Genomic DNA, 14,165 nt, shown 5'->3' with positions numbered 1-14,165 from the left:
CGGGGCCTGTGAACCGTCCCTACTGCGACGCGGGTTGCCTAACCACCCAGACTCGGCGTTTCGATGATGACGTTCGCGCGAATCGTTCCGTCCTCGACGGCCTCGCCCTGCACCACGACGAATGCACCGACGGTCAGCGACGCCAGATCGCTACCGGACAACGAGATTATCTGGGTCTGGGGTGTGGTCTGCACCGTGACCGGGGCCCCGTCGAGACCGTCGAGCGTCAGAGTCGAGCCGTCGTTGGCGGTGATCGTTCCCACCGACGAGCCGAGCTGGCCGAGAATCTCGGGAATTCCCCCCGGGATCAGCTCGGGTGTGGTGGCCGTGCCCGATTCGGTGGGCTGCGGCGTGGTCGTGGGCGCAGTCGAGGTGGGCGGCCGGATCGAGGTCGACGGCGCAGTCGCCGTGGTCTCGGGCTCGTCCGATCCCCCGCTCAGGAAGGAAATGCCGAACACCACGACGATGGCGAGAACGACGAGTCCGATGAGCGCCAGAACCCACGGTCGGGGCCCCTTGCTGCCGGAATCGGCGTCGTTCGGTCCTTCGGTGGGAGGTGGGGCACCGTACTCCGGCGGCTGTCCGAACTGCTGAGTGTGGCCGAACTGCTGAGTGTGGCCGTACTGCGCAGTGTCGTAGCCCGGAGCCTGCCCGTACTGCTGGGGTTGCCCGTACTGAGCAGTGTTGTACCCCGGCGCCTGGCCGTAACCCGGGGCCTGACCGTACTGCTGGGTCTGGCCGTAGGCCTGATTCGCCGCAGCCTGCTGCTCGGGGTCGTACGGCGGAAACGCCTGCGTCGGCTGATACCCCGGCGGATACGCCTGCGGGTCCGGATTCTGGTAGCCCGGGTTCTGATACGCCTGCGTCGGATATGCCTCGGTCGGGTGAGCGCCGTCGGGATTTTGCTGGGTTCCGGAGTACGGCCGACCGTCGTCCTGGGTCGGCTCGGACGACTCCGCCTGGCGCGCCGCGTCCTGATCGCGTTCTCGAGGTGACCGCGGGTCGTCCGGATTCGTCATTCCACGAGCGTACCCACCCGCTGCACCCCGGTCGAAGCACGAAACAGGCCCGCACGAGCAGCGCTCGTGCGGGCCTGTTCGGAAAGACCGCGGCTAGCCCAGGATCAGGTGCTCGCCATCCGGGCTGACGTTGACCGACACCACATCGCCGTCGTGGACTTCACCGGCGAGCAGCAACTTCGCCAGTTGATCCCCGATGGCCTGCTGGATCAGTCGACGCAGTGGACGCGCACCGTACAGCGGGTCGTAGCCGCGCACCGCGAGCCACATCTTCGCCGGCGACGACACCTCGAGTGTCAGGCGACGAGCCGACAGACGCTTGGCCAGGAAGCCGAGCTGGATGTCGACGATCGACTCGAGCTGATCCTCGGACAACGCGTCGAACACCACCACGTCGTCGAGTCGGTTGACGAACTCGGGCTTGAACGAACGCCGCACCGCGTCCATCACCTGCTCCTTGGTACCGCCGGCACCGAGGTTGGAGGTGAGGATCAGGATCGTGTTGCGGAAGTCGACGGTCCGGCCCTGGCCGTCGGTGAGACGGCCCTCGTCGAGCACTGCGAGCAGAATGTCGAACACGTCGGGGTGTGCCTTCTCGACCTCGTCGAAGAGCACCACCGTGTACGGCCGCCTGCGCACGGCTTCGGTCAACTGTCCGCCGGCCTCGTAGCCCACGTAGCCCGGAGGTGCACCGACGAGCCGAGCGACGGCATGCTTCTCGCTGTACTCACTCATGTCGATGCGCACCATGGCCCGTTCGTCGTCGAACAGGAACTCCGCCAACGCCTTCGCCAGCTCGGTCTTGCCGACGCCGGTGGGGCCGAGGAAGAGGAACGATCCCGTCGGACGGTTGGGATCGGCCACCCCGGCACGGGAGCGCCGGACCGCGTCGGACACCGCTTGTACGGCGTCCTTCTGTCCGACGACTCGCTTGCCGAGTTCGTCCTCCATGCGGAGCAGCTTGGCGGTCTCGCCTTCGAGCATCCGGCCGGCCGGAATTCCGGTCCAGGCCGCGACGACGTCGGCGACGTCGTCCGGTCCCACTTCCTCCTTGAGCATCACCTCGCCCTGAGCAGGAGAGTCCTCGGTCTTGGCGGCGAGCTCCTTCTCGAGCGTCGGGATGCGTCCGTAACGCAGCTCGGCGGCCTTGCCCAGATCGCCGTCGCGTTCGGCGCGGTCGGACTCCCCGCGCAGGTTCTCGAGCTCCTCCTTCAGGACTCGCACCGAGTCGATGGCGTTCTTCTCGTTCTGCCAGCGGGTGCTGAGCCCGGCGAGCTTCTCCTGAAGATCGGCCAGTTCCTGGCGGAGCTTGTCGAGGCGAGCCTTCGACGCGTCGTCGGTCTCCTTCGCCAGGGCCATCTCCTCGATTTCGAGGCGACGGACGGCCCGCTCCACCTCGTCGATCTCGACGGGGCGCGAGTCGATCTCCATGCGCAGCCGCGACGCGGCCTCGTCGACGAGGTCGATGGCCTTGTCCGGCAGGAAGCGGGCGGTGATGTACCGATCACTGAGCGTTGCCGCAGCGACCAGGGCGGAGTCCGTGATCCGGACGCCGTGGTGCACCTCGTAGCGTTCCTTGAGTCCGCGCAGGATTCCGACGGTGTCCTCGACCGAGGGCTCTCCGACGTAGACCTGTTGGAAGCGTCGTTCGAGGGCAGCGTCCTTCTCGATGTACTTGCGGTACTCCTCGAGGGTCGTCGCACCGACCAGACGCAGTTCGCCGCGGGCCAGCATCGGCTTGATCATGTTGCCCGCGTCCATCGCGGACTCGCCGGTCGCGCCGGCACCGACGATGGTGTGCAGCTCGTCGATGAACGTGATGACCTGGCCCGCGGAGTTCTTGATGTCGTCGAGCACGGCCTTGAGCCGCTCCTCGAACTCACCGCGGAACTTCGCCCCCGCGACCATGGAACCGAGGTCGAGGGAGACGACGGTCTTGCCGCGCAGGCTCTCCGGAACATCGCCTGCCACGACCCGTTGGGCGAGTCCTTCGACGATGGCCGTCTTGCCGACGCCTGGCTCGCCGATGAGCACCGGGTTGTTCTTGGTGCGTCGCGACAGGACCTGCACGACACGCCTGATCTCGGTGTCGCGCCCGATGACGGGATCGAGCTTGCCTTCGCGGGCCAGCGCGGTCAGGTCGGTGCTGTACTTCTCCAGCGCCTGGTAGGTGTTCTCGGGATCTGCGCTGGTGACCCGCGCGCTGCCCCGGACGGCCTGGAAGGCGTCGCGCAATTCGTTGGGTCCGGCTCCGTGGCCGCTCAGAAGCTTGGCTACGTCGTCGTTGCCGGTCGCCAGGCCCACCATGAGGTGCTCGGTGGAGACGAACTCGTCGTCGAGTTCGGTGGCCAGGTGCTGCGCTGCGGTGATCGCGGCGAGGGTTTCACGGCCGAGTTGCGGAGTTGTGGTCGAGCCGGATGCCGAGGGCATGCGTTCGACGAGGTTCTGCGCTTCTCGACGCACCGTTGCAGGGTCGACGCCGACGGCCTTCAACAAGGGTGTGGCGATGCCGTCGGTCTGATCGAGCAACGCCACCAACAAATGTGCCGGACGAATGTCCGGGTTACCGGCCGCGGATGCGGCCTGCAGGGCAGCAGAAAGCGCTGCCTGCGACTTCGTGGTGGGAGTGAAACTGTCCACCGGTCACCTTCTTTCTCGGATCGGGTTTCGTGACTGTCGCTGGGTACAACCATAGACAAGTTGAGTCTGTTCCGCTCAACCTTGATTTTCTTCGTGCGCGACTCTGCACATTCCGCACCGTGCGCGATACCCTCGATCGGTCTACTTTGGAGACGGTCGACGGCAGTGACCGGTGGGGCAATCGGTGGGGTGGAGGTAGATCGATGCTCGACGCACGCACGATCTCCCTGGTTCGCACCGGATTCAAGTCCGTCGTGGCCGCCCAGGACGGACCGGCGCGGCTGTCTCGGTCCTTCTACGGCCACCTGTTCGCCGAGCACCCCCACTTCCGCGCCCTGTTCCCCGCGTCGATGGATGCGTTGCGTGAACACTTCGTCATGGCGCTCGGGTACGTCTTCGAGCATCTCGACGACCCCGACCGCGTCGAACCGTTCCTCGAGCAACTCGGCCGGGACCACCGCAAGCACGGAATCTCGGGCGCGCACTTCCGTGCGGGCAGCTCGGCCCTGATCAGCGCGTTCCGCACCTTCGCCGGCAACGAGGTGTGGACCGACGAGGTCGAGACGGCCTGGAACGACGCACTCACCGTCGTGAGCGACGCGATGGCCGAAGCCGCCGACAACGACGAACTGCCGCCGTTCTGGAGCGCCACCGTCGTCGAACATCATCGGCTTCTCGACGACCTCGCAGTCGTGCGGCTCAAGACCGACGGCGAAATTCCGTACTTCCCCGGGCAGTACGTCAGTGTGCAGATTCCGCAGCGGCCCAAGCTGTGGCGGTATCTGTCCCCGGCCATCCCCAGCAATCCGTACGGCGAGATCGAGTTCCACGTCCGACGTGTATCCGGGGGCTGGGTGTCGCCGGCGATGGTCACCGAGACCGCGGTCGGTGATCGCTGGTCCATCAGCCCGCCACTGGGCGGGATGCACGTCGATCGCACGATCCGCGAGGACGTGCTGATGATCGCGGGAGGTACCGGCCTGGCTCCGCTGCGCGCGCAGGTCATGGAGATGGCGCAGCGCAGCAACAATCCGCGGGTGCATCTGTTCGTCAGCGGGACGTATCCGTGCGATCTCTACGATCTGGACACGCTGTGGCAGCTGTCTCTGTCCAATCCGTGGCTGACGGTCGTTCCGGTGACCGAGGAGCTCGAGAATCCGTGGTGGTACTCGGGCACACCTCGCGAACTGCCGTGGGGAATGCACCACCGTCTGCACGGCGCGGTGGGCAAGGTGGTGACCCAGTTCGGCTCGTGGGCCGATCGGCAGATTCAGATCTGTGGGTCGCCGTCGATGGTTCGGACGACGATCTACGCCCTCCGCAAGGTCGGCACACCGATGGAGCACATTCAGCACGATCCGTTCTGAATCACGTTGCGCTGCTAGGGTTTCAGCTCGACAAAGACTTCGGCGGCAGATCCTCGACGATTCCGCCCGCCACCAGGCGAGGAGTCCAGGTCTCGGTGATGAGCCTGCCGTCTCCAGTGATGATCGCGTCGGGATCGGGGTCGATCAGAATGGGATAGCCCGCGTCCGCGTCGACCAGGACGTTCTGCACCAGAAGGTCGTTCTCGATGGTGTAGTGCACGCGAACCGGATGCAGATCCGAGTCGAAAGCCCATGGGCGGCCGATGAAGATCACCGCATCACCGGAATCGTCGAGTACCGACACCGAGCCGTCGTGCTCGAGCCGCAGGCTCCACCGAGGCGGCATGGACGTGACGAACTCGAAGCGATGGGGCGCTCGGGTGTCGAGCAGGTGGATCATCAGCAGTGCACCGTCCCAGGGATCTCGTTGCGGGACAATCACTTCGAACGATCCACATTCGTAGAACCTGGATCCGAACGGACCCGGGATGCCTGCGCCGAGATCGTCTGCGATGGCGAGTTCGAGCCGAACGAATCCGGAGCCGTCCTCGGCGCGGAGCATGATTCCCTCGGACGGGTGCGGCATGGGCGATTCGTCCCGCGGTGCGTAGGACAGCACTGCACGAAGCAGAGGCTCGACCACCTCCGCGTCACCGTCTCGTGAATCGAACGTTCGTCGTCGACGACCGGTCATCTCCACCCCCTCCGCCTGGCAAGACAGTCTGCCACCGAGGCTCCGATCACGCGCCCGATTCTGCGGAAAAGCATTCGTTCGATCCCGTTTCCCCGGGTACCCGGCCGCGCGGACTCGGCCCCGCACGTCACCCACCTCATGAAACCGATCAGTCCGATTCTGGGACGGATTTCTGCAGGTCAGCCATGATTCGACGGGATCACGACAGCGGCTACTATGAGCCGGTTCGGTCCGTGGCGGACCGATCTGCCCGGGTGGGCAGCGGCTGTATCAGGAAGGCACACACATCCCCGATGTCCGCTGATTTCGCCGCACGTCTGAACCATCTGTTCGCCACGATCCACCCGCCCGGACGCAAGCCTCACACCAATGCCGAGGTCGCCGACGCACTCGCCCTGCGCGGGCACCAGATCTCCAAGCCGTACATCTCGCAACTGCGGTCTGGGCAGCGCGTCAATCCGTCCGCCGACACCGTGGCGGCACTCGCCGCGTTCTTCAAGGTCAAGGCCGACTACTTCTTCGACAACATCTATGCGGCCAAGGTCGATCACGACCTCGAACTGCTCACCCAGCTGCAGGGATACGGCCTACGTCGCCTGTCCGCCAGGGCATTCGACCTGTCCGAGGAATCTCAGAACCTGCTCAGTTCGATGGCCGAGAAGCTGCGCGTGAGCGAAGGACTTCCAGCGGTGCCGCCGGACAGCACCGTCTAGGATCCGGCTTTCGAGGCCGATACGGGTCGTTCCGCAGGCTGCACTCCCGCGGCCGCAATTCGCGCCTGCACTTCAGGACGCCTCAGTGGCGGCACCGTCGGCGGTGGCTGACGCCGCTCCGGGAGCGCGTCGAGGAGCCGGTGCGTCGTCGCCGTCACCTCGGCGACGGCAACCTCGAAGGCGTCACGGGTGGCGTCCGAGGTCTTCTGCACACCACTGATCTTGCGGACGTACTGACGCGCGGCCGCTTCGATCTCCTCGTCGGTTGCGTGTGGTTCCAGCCCTCGCAGGGTGGTGATGTTTCGGCACATGCATCGACGATAACCCCGCAGCTCACACCTCGAGAAGACCTGCCACGGCACGTAGACACACCGCACGAACCTGTTCTCGGCTCAGAGTTCTGCGCTCCACCCAGTCCAGGCACACCGCTCGCACGAAGGCCACCCACCCGCGCAGTGCGGTGCGGACAATTTCGTCGTCGCGGAATCCTTCGGGCAGAGCAGCCAGGATCCGCTCCTGCTGGATCTCGAACTCGCGCCTGAGGATGTCGTCGATCCGTCGGTCTCCCAGCAGAGACCCGCGGTTGACGGCGCGGACGCCGTGCGCGTGCTCGTCGGTGTAGGAGATGTATGCATCGAGACCGGCGGCGATCTGCTCGAGGACCGGAAGGGAGGTGTCCGGTGCGGTGAGGTCGAGGTTTCGCTCGGATTCGGTGCGCACGACCTCGACGAAGAATTCACGCTTGGACGGGAAGTAGTGGTACATCAACCCGCGGGAGACGCCTGCGAGGTCGGCGACCTCCTCGATCCACACGTCCTCGTAGGGCCGCTCGGCGAACAGCGCCGAGCCGATCTCGAGTAGCTGCGCACGCCGTTGCGTCGGCGTCATCCGCTTACGGGGTGTGGTCATGGGACTCGAACTTTACTTGACACGGGTTCAACAGTGAGTACGGTCACTATTGGACACCGGTTCAACAGGCTTGTCTCTAAACGATGGAGTGGCGATGTCGACAGAGTTCGCGGTACGAAATGACGCTCTGCCGCATCCCCCGTACCGAGTCCCCGTGCTCGGCGACGTTCTCGGAATCAACCCGCGCACACCGGTTCAGGACTCGACCGCCATGGCCGGCCGCCTGGGCACCATGTTCGAGCGGAGCATCCTCGGCCGACGGTTCGTGTTCGCCTCGGGTGCCGATGTGGTGGGCGAACTGTGCGACGAGAAGCGGTTCGAGAAGTTTCTCCCTCCCGGCGTCGAGAATCTACGCGACATCGGAGCCGACGGTCTGTTCACCGCCTACAACCACGAACCGAATTGGCAACGCGCCCACGATCTGTTGCGTCCGGCGTTCACCGCCGGTGCCATGCGCGGTTATCACGAGATCATGGTCGACGTCGCCGACGATCTGGTTCGGCACTGGGAAGGTTGCGCACGCACCGGGGCGACGACCGACGTGTCCTCGGACATGACGAAGCTGACGCTCGAGACCATCGGTCGCACCGGGTTCAGTTACAGCTTCGGTTCGTTCGACCGAACCGAGCCGCATCCGTTCGTCTCCGCGATGGTCGGCGCACTGACCTACAACCAGCGGCGGGCGTTTCTGAAGGTCCCTGCGTTCGCCAAACCCTTGTTGGCCCGCTCGGATCGCGCGTACGCGCAGAACAAACAGTATTTGGCCGATGTCCTCGCAGACGTCGTCCGAACTCGACGCCGGTCCACCGAGAACTTCGACGACCTGCTGCAGATCATGATGAACGCGGCACGCGACGTCGACAATCCGAATGCGTTGAGCGAAGCCAACATCGGCTACCAGATTTTGACGTTCTTGATCGCCGGGCACGAGACCACCTCCGGTGCGCTGTCGTTCGCGCTGTACTACCTGGCGACACATCCGGAGGTCTTCGAACGGGCCCGCGCCGAGGTCGACGAGGTCTGGGGTGCGGGCAAGCCCGAGTTCGGGCAGGTCCCCAAGCTACGGTACGTCCGCCGAGTCCTCGACGAATCGTTGCGCCTGTGGCCGACGGTTCCCGCGTTCGGCCGAGGAGCACGGGCCGAGACCACCGTCGGTGACGGCTACCGAATGGCGGCCGGGGACTGGGCGATCGTGCTGGTGACGGCCCTGCATCGCGATCCGGTGTGGGGCGATCGTCCCGGCGAGTTCGACCCGGACAACTTTCTACCCGACCGCATCAGGGCCAGACCGGCTCATGTCTACAAGCCCTTCGGTACCGGTGAACGTGCCTGCATCGGAAGGCAATTCGCCATTCACGAGGCGGTCCTGGTACTCGGAACCATTCTCCAGCGTTTCGATCTGCACGCCGACCCTTCGTACCGGCTTCAGGTCGTGGAGCGACTGACCATGATGCCCACGGGCTTTCGGGTGCAACCGTCGACTCGGCACTAGTCAGTCCGGCAACAGCGGAACCGAGATTCCCGGATCGCGGCCGAGAAGCACCCCACGAGTGAGCGATGTCGATCCGAACTTCTTGTGCACCCCGTCGAGCGCACGGTCGAGAGCCGATGCCTCCGGCGGCGTCCGCACCTGCGGTGCGTCGAACTGCAACTCGAGCTGTTCGGCTCCACCCTTGTCGATACTCGAGACGGTGACACCGACGAGGGTGATGCCCTTCTCGGCGATCAGCGGTGCGGCATCACGGAGCAGTTCGAGTGCCGCGTCCAGGATGTCTCGGGTGTCAGCGGTGGCGCGATCGAGCGTGTGTGATCTGGTGGCGCGAGTGAAGTCGGCAAACCGTAAGCGCAACATCACGGTTCGACCGGTTCGCTCTGCTGCGCGCATACGGTGCGTGACGCGATCGACGAGCCCGATCAACGAGGCCTCCACCTCGGCCGCGTCGTGCCTGCCGCGTCCGAGTGCCCGCTGTGCGCCGATGGAACTGCGTGACTTCCCGGGTTGGACGCGTCGCGGATCCCGGCCCATGGCGAGCGCGTACAGATGGGCGCCCGCTCCCCTGCCGAGCACCGATGCCAACGACCGCTCGCCGTAGGCTGCGATATCCCCGACGGTCCTGATGTCGAGGACGTGCAGCTTCTCGGCGGTCACTTTGCCCACGCCCCAGAGCCTTTCGATGTTCAGCGGATGCAGGAACTCGAGTTCGGCACCGGGCGGCACGAGAAGCAGGCCGTCGGGCTTGGCGAAGGCGCTGGCCACCTTGGCCAGAAACTTGGTGGTGGCGATCCCGACGGTGATGGGCAGCCCGACCTGCTCGGCGACGTCCCGGCGCAGTTGCCGACCGATCTCGGTCGCACTGCCCGCTATCTTCTGCAAGCCGCCGACGTCGAGAAATGCCTCGTCGATGGAGATGCCCTCCACCAGCGGGGTGGTGTCGTGGAAGACGTCGAACACGTCCTTGCTCGCCTGCGAATAGGCATCCATGCGTGGCGGGACGGCGATCGCCTGCGGGCACACGGCGCGGGCCTGCCCACCGCTCATCGCCGTGCGTACCCCGAAAGCCTTGGCCTCGTAGCTGGCGGCGAGCACCACTCCCCCGCCGACGATCACCGGCCTGCCGCGCAACCGCGGGTCGTCACGCTGCTCCACCGAGGCATAGAAGGAGTCCAGATCGGCGTGCATGATGCTCGCCACGGGTCGGCCGCTGGACTCCACGAGTCCATGCTCGCATGAGCCACCGACACCGCACCCGACTCAGCGGCAGACGTGCTCCTCCGCGGCCTGCACGATCGGCTCGGCCCAGGGTTCGCCGGTCCCCTTCTCGTAGGTTGCTCCCAGAGAATCGGTCACCTCTGCGACGGCTTCCTCCTCCGTGAGTCCCTGTTGGGCGCGGGTCTCGCAGAAGCCGGGGATGTAGATACCGAGCGCGAACACCTCGTTGACGGTCGTTCCGATGCCCTGCCCGTAGAGGTCGTCGAACAGTGCGGCCATTCCCGGGGTCTCGAGAAATCCGTCCCGCGCCTCCTGAACATCACGCGACACATCGCTCCCTGCGCCGGAGGACGTCAGCTCGTAGCTGCAGCCGGCGGTCAACGCCATCACGCACAGTGCAGCACTCACCGATGTCCGACCTACTCGCGACTTCACAGGACCACCCCGGCAACCACGTAGGTCAGCGCGGCGACAGCTGCCGCCGCGGGCAGCGTGGTGACCCACGCCGCGAGCATGTTTCCCGCCGTTCCCCAACGCACGGCCGTCGTGCGCTTGGTCGCCCCGACGCCCATGATCGCCGACGAAATGACATGCGTCGTCGATACCGGTGCTCCCAGTCCGATCGAGGCAACGTAGAGAACCGCGGATGCGGTCGCCTCGGCCGCGAAGCCCTGGGGTGGGTCGAGTTCGATGATCTTGCGGCCGAGGGTGCGCATGATCCGCATTCCTCCGGTCGCTGTTCCGACCGCCAGCACCGTCGCGGTGAGGAAATAGCACCACAGAGGAATCGTGTAATCGGCCTGATGACCCGACACCACCAGTGCCAGAACCACGATGCCCATCGTCTTGGCCGCATCCTGCATACCGTGCCCGAAGGCCATGGCTGCGGCCGAGCATGTCTGAGCTCGCCGGAATCCGCGGCTGGTGGCACTGGGAGACGAGCGGCGGAACATCCACAGAATGGCCACCATCGCGGCACTTCCGAGCGCGAAACCGACTGCAGGAGAAACGATCATCGGCAGGATCACCCTGGTCGCGACGCCTCCCCACAGCACTGTCATTCCGCCTGCGAGCGCAGCTCCCACCATGCCGCCCACCAATGCGTGCGAGGACGAGGACGGCAACCCGAACCACCACGTGATCAGATTCCAGGCGATGGCACCGACCAGGGCGCACCCGACCACGAGCAATGCGTCGGATCCGACATCGAGGGCGATGATTCCCTCGCCGACCGTCGAGGCGACCTTCGCACCGAAGAAGGAGCCGAGCAGGTTTCCCACCGCGGCCATGAGCAGAGCCGAACGCAGTGTGAGTGCACGCGTGGACACCGACGTCGCGATGGCATTGGCCGAATCGTGAAAGCCGTTGGTGAAGGTGAACGCCATCGCCAGAGTGATGACAAGAACGAGTGCTACCACCGCGCACTCACGTCTCTTTCAACACGATGGATTCGATGACGTGCGCGACCTTTTCGAAAGCGTCTGCGGCATCTTCGAGTTCGTCGCCCACTCCCTTGAGTTTCATCACGGTCAACGCGTCGAAACGGCCATCGAACAGATCCGCCAGGAATGTCCGATAGGCATGGTCGGCCCGGTTCTCGAGCTCGTTGATCTCGATCCAGTAGCGCTCGAGATCCTTCATCGACGCCAGCCTCGGCATGGCTTCCGCAGTGACTTTCGCCGACCGGTCGAGGATGTCGATCATGTCGTGCATGTGCGGGGTGAGTCGGTCGATCCGGTAGAGCGAGAGCAGATGAGTCGCCGCTTCCATGTGGTCCATCACGTCGTCGAGACTCGAACCCAGGACGTAGATGTCGGTGCGATCGAACGGGGTGATGAAACTCGAATTCAGGGTGCGGAACAGGTCGTGAGTGATGCTGTCTGCTTCGTGCTCGAGATCGACCATGCGCCGTGCAACAGCATCGATCTCCGGTGCGGATTCGAGCAGTTCGGTCAACGTCTTGGCTCCGGTGGCCAGCAGTTGAGCCGAGGAGTTGAACAGGTCGTAGAACAGAACGGACTTGGGCTTGAAGCGTGCGAACATCGTGCGGCTCCTAGGGGTGAGTCGGCTACCGGCGAGCGCCGGCGTATGGCTCGAGTAGATCCGACGGCACGCGATGGTCGGCATCGGCGGGAAGCACGAGTTCGGGTGCACCGGCGCGTGATCGGGGTGCCATTCCGAATGCCTCGATGGACTGGCAGTACTTCGAGACGCGAATGACGGACATGTTCATGCGAGCCGTCATATCGGTCACCCAGTACGGAACCCGCTCGTTGGCCTTGATCTCCAGGATGGCGAGCTTGGGCGGAATGATGAACCGATTCTCGGCGCCGGAGTCGAAGCGGAAGTCGCGGTCGCGTCCGTGCACCTTGTGATCGATGGTGACCCGAAGCCCCAGATCGGCCTCGCGTCCGACGTACGCCTCGCGTAGATAGCCGGTCGTCACCATCGGACGCAGGTCAAGATTGGCGATCAACGTACTGACCTCGTTGACGAACGGGCGTTGACTCGGATCGCAGTCGATCTCCTCACGTCCGTTCAACCACCGCTGAGAAACGTCGTAGGGCAACGAGATTCGACGCTTCTGCGTGACCCTGTTGACGCGCTGCTTGATCTCGATCTGCACCGGTGTGTCGTCCGTGCACTCCGACGGCGCCCCGTACAGGCGCACCCGCACCTTGCGTCGGAACTTCAGGCCCTCGATCTTCTCCCAGTAGAACCGCAGGTCGGTGGTGTCGTAGTACAGCGAGGTGACCGGGTAACCGCCCTTCGGCGAGAACGGATCGGTGTCCATCCGCGCCGTCAGCTCTTCACGGACCTGCGCGACGTCTGCCTCGGCGACGAAGTACTTGATCTCGTACCGGTTGAACGAGTGCAGCTTGCTTGCGGTCTGCTGGTAACCGGTGGGCTCGGTGGTCAGGTCTTCCGGCGACGCACCCTGCTTCTCCAGTGCGGCCTTGGGTCGAAATTTGTCGAAAAGACTCATGAGGATTCCTTCTTCCTACGAACGGTGGAACGGAGCGAGCACTACGGCGGGCAAGTCGGCAGCTCCGTCGGCCTCGGACGCGAGCAGCAGTTCACCCGCGTCGGTGAAGGCGACGGCCTCGCCCTGTGGTTGATCGGGGCCCTCGACAACACCGGTTGGAGCGCCCGAGAATGCCGCGGCCACATCGCCGTCGGCGATATCGAAGACGAACAGATCCTTCTTCGTTCGCAGTGCCCCCACAGTGGCATCGGCATCGACGGCCGCCCCGGTGATCGGCCTGCTCGATCCGTCCGGTGCCGTCGCCGACACCGTTCCATTGCGAGCAAGATCGATCAATTGCGGAGAGGCGGTGACGGATTCGGCGCTGCTGTATATCGCCGCGGACGCGCCGCCCGAGGCCTTGGTGATCAACACCGGTTGCCCGCTGGGCGTCAGAGCGAACGCCTCGACGTCGTGTGCGCGGTCCGGGTAGCGCAGAGAGACGGAGGTCCGGCGATCGGACCGAACATCGACGCCGATCAGCGTGACGCTGTCGCGGTCGCTGTCGTTGTCACCGGTGTCGGCGAGCCACACGATCCCCGCACGATCGACGGCCATGTCCTCGACGTCGACCGTCTCGACTCCGACCTCGACCCACCTCGTGACCTCGCAGGCACGGTCGAGCACCGCCAGCCGGTCGTCGCTGCCGCGGTCTCCCATCGCGTATCCGGTATCGCCCGTCCACGCCAAGCCCGAGAGCTCGGACAGTCCCGGATCGGTCGGAGTACACCAGGTCTCGAATGCTGCCGTCGACTCCGGTTGGGTCACCCCGCACGACGCGAGAACCGAGACACCGATCCCACATGCGGCGACAGTCCGACCCACGCGTCGATTCCTATTGTTCACCCACGCGTCGCTTGACCGCCACGCGAACGAGCGGCGATCGTCACCACCCGGGAGCAACATCGGCTCATGAACGGTCGAACCTCTGTTCCGGAGTTGCTGGTGGCCACGGGTACGGCGCGCACGCTCGCGCAGGCCGCCTCCTTCGTGATGGAAGGCATGGTCCTGCTCAACGGACTGCCGCTGCGCGACCCCCGCCGCGAGGTTTCCCCGGCGGACACCCTGACCCTGCGCTGACCGCCGGG

The 14,165-nt window shown here is 65.1% G+C and carries 15 protein-coding genes; 4 read left to right on the top strand and 11 right to left on the bottom strand.

The window, feature by feature from the left end:
• Positions 1 to 38: 38 nt before the first annotated feature.
• Positions 39 to 1,019, bottom strand: a complete 981-nt coding sequence (locus CH276_RS19345; protein ID WP_094630982.1) for a DUF5666 domain-containing protein — start codon at positions 1,017 to 1,019, stop codon at positions 39 to 41.
• Between the two features lie 93 nt (positions 1,020 to 1,112).
• Positions 1,113 to 3,659, bottom strand: coding sequence for an ATP-dependent chaperone ClpB (gene clpB / locus CH276_RS19340; RefSeq protein WP_094630983.1), 2,547 nt, complete (start codon positions 3,657 to 3,659; stop codon positions 1,113 to 1,115).
• A 203-nt stretch (positions 3,660 to 3,862) separates the two neighbouring features.
• On the opposite strand from clpB, the gene CH276_RS19335 reads away from it, so the two are divergent.
• Positions 3,863 to 5,026: a globin domain-containing protein gene (locus tag CH276_RS19335; RefSeq protein WP_094630984.1), complete on the top strand. Its 1,164-nt coding sequence runs from the start codon at positions 3,863 to 3,865 to the stop codon at positions 5,024 to 5,026.
• A gap of 22 nt (positions 5,027 to 5,048) precedes the next feature.
• On the opposite strand, the gene CH276_RS19330 is transcribed toward CH276_RS19335, so the two are convergent.
• Entirely contained in the window at positions 5,049 to 5,720 is a 672-nt protein-coding gene (locus CH276_RS19330) for a hypothetical protein (protein ID WP_141214752.1), read from the bottom strand.
• 293 nt (positions 5,721 to 6,013) lie between these two features.
• Between CH276_RS19330 and CH276_RS19325 the strand changes: the two genes are divergently transcribed.
• Entirely contained in the window at positions 6,014 to 6,433 is a 420-nt protein-coding gene (locus CH276_RS19325; RefSeq protein ID WP_032397406.1) for a helix-turn-helix domain-containing protein, read from the top strand.
• Here CH276_RS19325 and CH276_RS19320 read toward each other — a convergent pair.
• Positions 6,430 to 6,744, bottom strand: a complete 315-nt coding sequence (locus CH276_RS19320) for a DUF2277 domain-containing protein (protein ID WP_045198644.1) — start codon at positions 6,742 to 6,744, stop codon at positions 6,430 to 6,432. The genes CH276_RS19325 and CH276_RS19320 overlap by 4 nt on opposite strands.
• A 22-nt stretch (positions 6,745 to 6,766) precedes the next feature.
• Positions 6,767 to 7,342: a TetR/AcrR family transcriptional regulator gene (locus tag CH276_RS19315; RefSeq protein WP_045198642.1), complete on the bottom strand. Its 576-nt coding sequence runs from the start codon at positions 7,340 to 7,342 to the stop codon at positions 6,767 to 6,769.
• A 94-nt stretch (positions 7,343 to 7,436) separates the two neighbouring features.
• Here CH276_RS19315 and CH276_RS19310 point away from each other — a divergent pair, with 94 nt between their 5' ends.
• The gene (locus CH276_RS19310) at positions 7,437 to 8,834 is read left to right on the top strand and encodes a cytochrome P450 (protein ID WP_094631012.1); all 1,398 of its coding nucleotides are present in this window, start codon (positions 7,437 to 7,439) and stop codon (positions 8,832 to 8,834) included.
• On the opposite strand, the gene dinB is transcribed toward CH276_RS19310, so the two are convergent.
• The 6 genes from dinB to CH276_RS19280 form a co-directional block, all read right to left on the bottom strand.
• Complete coding sequence (gene dinB, locus CH276_RS19305; protein WP_176459349.1) at positions 8,835 to 10,022, bottom strand: DNA polymerase IV; 1,188 nt, start codon at positions 10,020 to 10,022, stop codon at positions 8,835 to 8,837.
• A 72-nt stretch (positions 10,023 to 10,094) separates the two neighbouring features.
• Positions 10,095 to 10,460, bottom strand: a complete 366-nt coding sequence (locus tag CH276_RS19300; RefSeq protein ID WP_141214751.1) for a hypothetical protein — start codon at positions 10,458 to 10,460, stop codon at positions 10,095 to 10,097.
• A gap of 23 nt (positions 10,461 to 10,483) precedes the next feature.
• Complete coding sequence (locus tag CH276_RS19295; protein ID WP_094630987.1) at positions 10,484 to 11,470, bottom strand: inorganic phosphate transporter; 987 nt, start codon at positions 11,468 to 11,470, stop codon at positions 10,484 to 10,486.
• A gap of 7 nt (positions 11,471 to 11,477) precedes the next feature.
• Positions 11,478 to 12,095 (bottom strand): DUF47 domain-containing protein, encoded by a 618-nt coding sequence (locus tag CH276_RS19290; protein WP_032397172.1) that lies wholly within the window; start codon positions 12,093 to 12,095, stop codon positions 11,478 to 11,480.
• A gap of 25 nt (positions 12,096 to 12,120) precedes the next feature.
• Entirely contained in the window at positions 12,121 to 13,038 is a 918-nt protein-coding gene (locus CH276_RS19285) for a polyphosphate polymerase domain-containing protein (protein ID WP_032397173.1), read from the bottom strand.
• 15 nt (positions 13,039 to 13,053) lie between these two features.
• Positions 13,054 to 13,902 (bottom strand): hypothetical protein, encoded by an 849-nt coding sequence (locus CH276_RS19280; RefSeq protein ID WP_094630988.1) that lies wholly within the window; start codon positions 13,900 to 13,902, stop codon positions 13,054 to 13,056.
• 87 nt (positions 13,903 to 13,989) lie between these two features.
• Between CH276_RS19280 and CH276_RS28540 the strand changes: the two genes are divergently transcribed.
• Positions 13,990 to 14,157 (top strand): RNA-binding S4 domain-containing protein, encoded by a 168-nt coding sequence (locus CH276_RS28540; RefSeq protein WP_155290818.1) that lies wholly within the window; start codon positions 13,990 to 13,992, stop codon positions 14,155 to 14,157.
• The last annotated feature ends 8 nt before the right edge of the window (positions 14,158 to 14,165 follow it).

Source organism: Rhodococcus sp. 06-470-2 (assembly GCF_002258235.1).
In the GTDB taxonomy this organism is placed as follows: Bacteria; Actinomycetota; Actinomycetes; order Mycobacteriales; family Mycobacteriaceae; genus Rhodococcoides.
Note: the sequence above shows the minus strand (reverse complement) of the source record. Positions and strands in the feature narration are given on the sequence as shown.

What these genes read in the sequence shown, in the direction of transcription:
- CH276_RS19345 (WP_094630982.1), bottom strand. Translation starts at nt 1,019, where the DNA reads ATGACGAATCCGGACGACCCGCGGTCACCTCGAGAACGCGATCAGGAC.
- CH276_RS19335 (WP_094630984.1), top strand. Translation starts at nt 3,863, where the DNA reads ATGCTCGACGCACGCACGATCTCCCTGGTTCGCACCGGATTCAAGTCC.
- CH276_RS19330 (WP_141214752.1), bottom strand. Translation starts at nt 5,720, where the DNA reads ATGACCGGTCGTCGACGACGAACGTTCGATTCACGAGACGGTGACGCG.
- CH276_RS19325 (WP_032397406.1), top strand. Translation starts at nt 6,014, where the DNA reads ATGTCCGCTGATTTCGCCGCACGTCTGAACCATCTGTTCGCCACGATC.
- CH276_RS19320 (WP_045198644.1), bottom strand. Translation starts at nt 6,744, where the DNA reads ATGTGCCGAAACATCACCACCCTGCGAGGGCTGGAACCACACGCAACC.
- CH276_RS19315 (WP_045198642.1), bottom strand. Translation starts at nt 7,342, where the DNA reads ATGACCACACCCCGTAAGCGGATGACGCCGACGCAACGGCGTGCGCAG.
- CH276_RS19310 (WP_094631012.1), top strand. Translation starts at nt 7,437, where the DNA reads ATGTCGACAGAGTTCGCGGTACGAAATGACGCTCTGCCGCATCCCCCG.
- dinB (WP_176459349.1), bottom strand. Translation starts at nt 10,022, where the DNA reads ATGCACGCCGATCTGGACTCCTTCTATGCCTCGGTGGAGCAGCGTGAC.
- CH276_RS19290 (WP_032397172.1), bottom strand. Translation starts at nt 12,095, where the DNA reads ATGTTCGCACGCTTCAAGCCCAAGTCCGTTCTGTTCTACGACCTGTTC.
- CH276_RS19285 (WP_032397173.1), bottom strand. Translation starts at nt 13,038, where the DNA reads ATGAGTCTTTTCGACAAATTTCGACCCAAGGCCGCACTGGAGAAGCAG.
- CH276_RS28540 (WP_155290818.1), top strand. Translation starts at nt 13,990, where the DNA reads ATGAACGGTCGAACCTCTGTTCCGGAGTTGCTGGTGGCCACGGGTACG.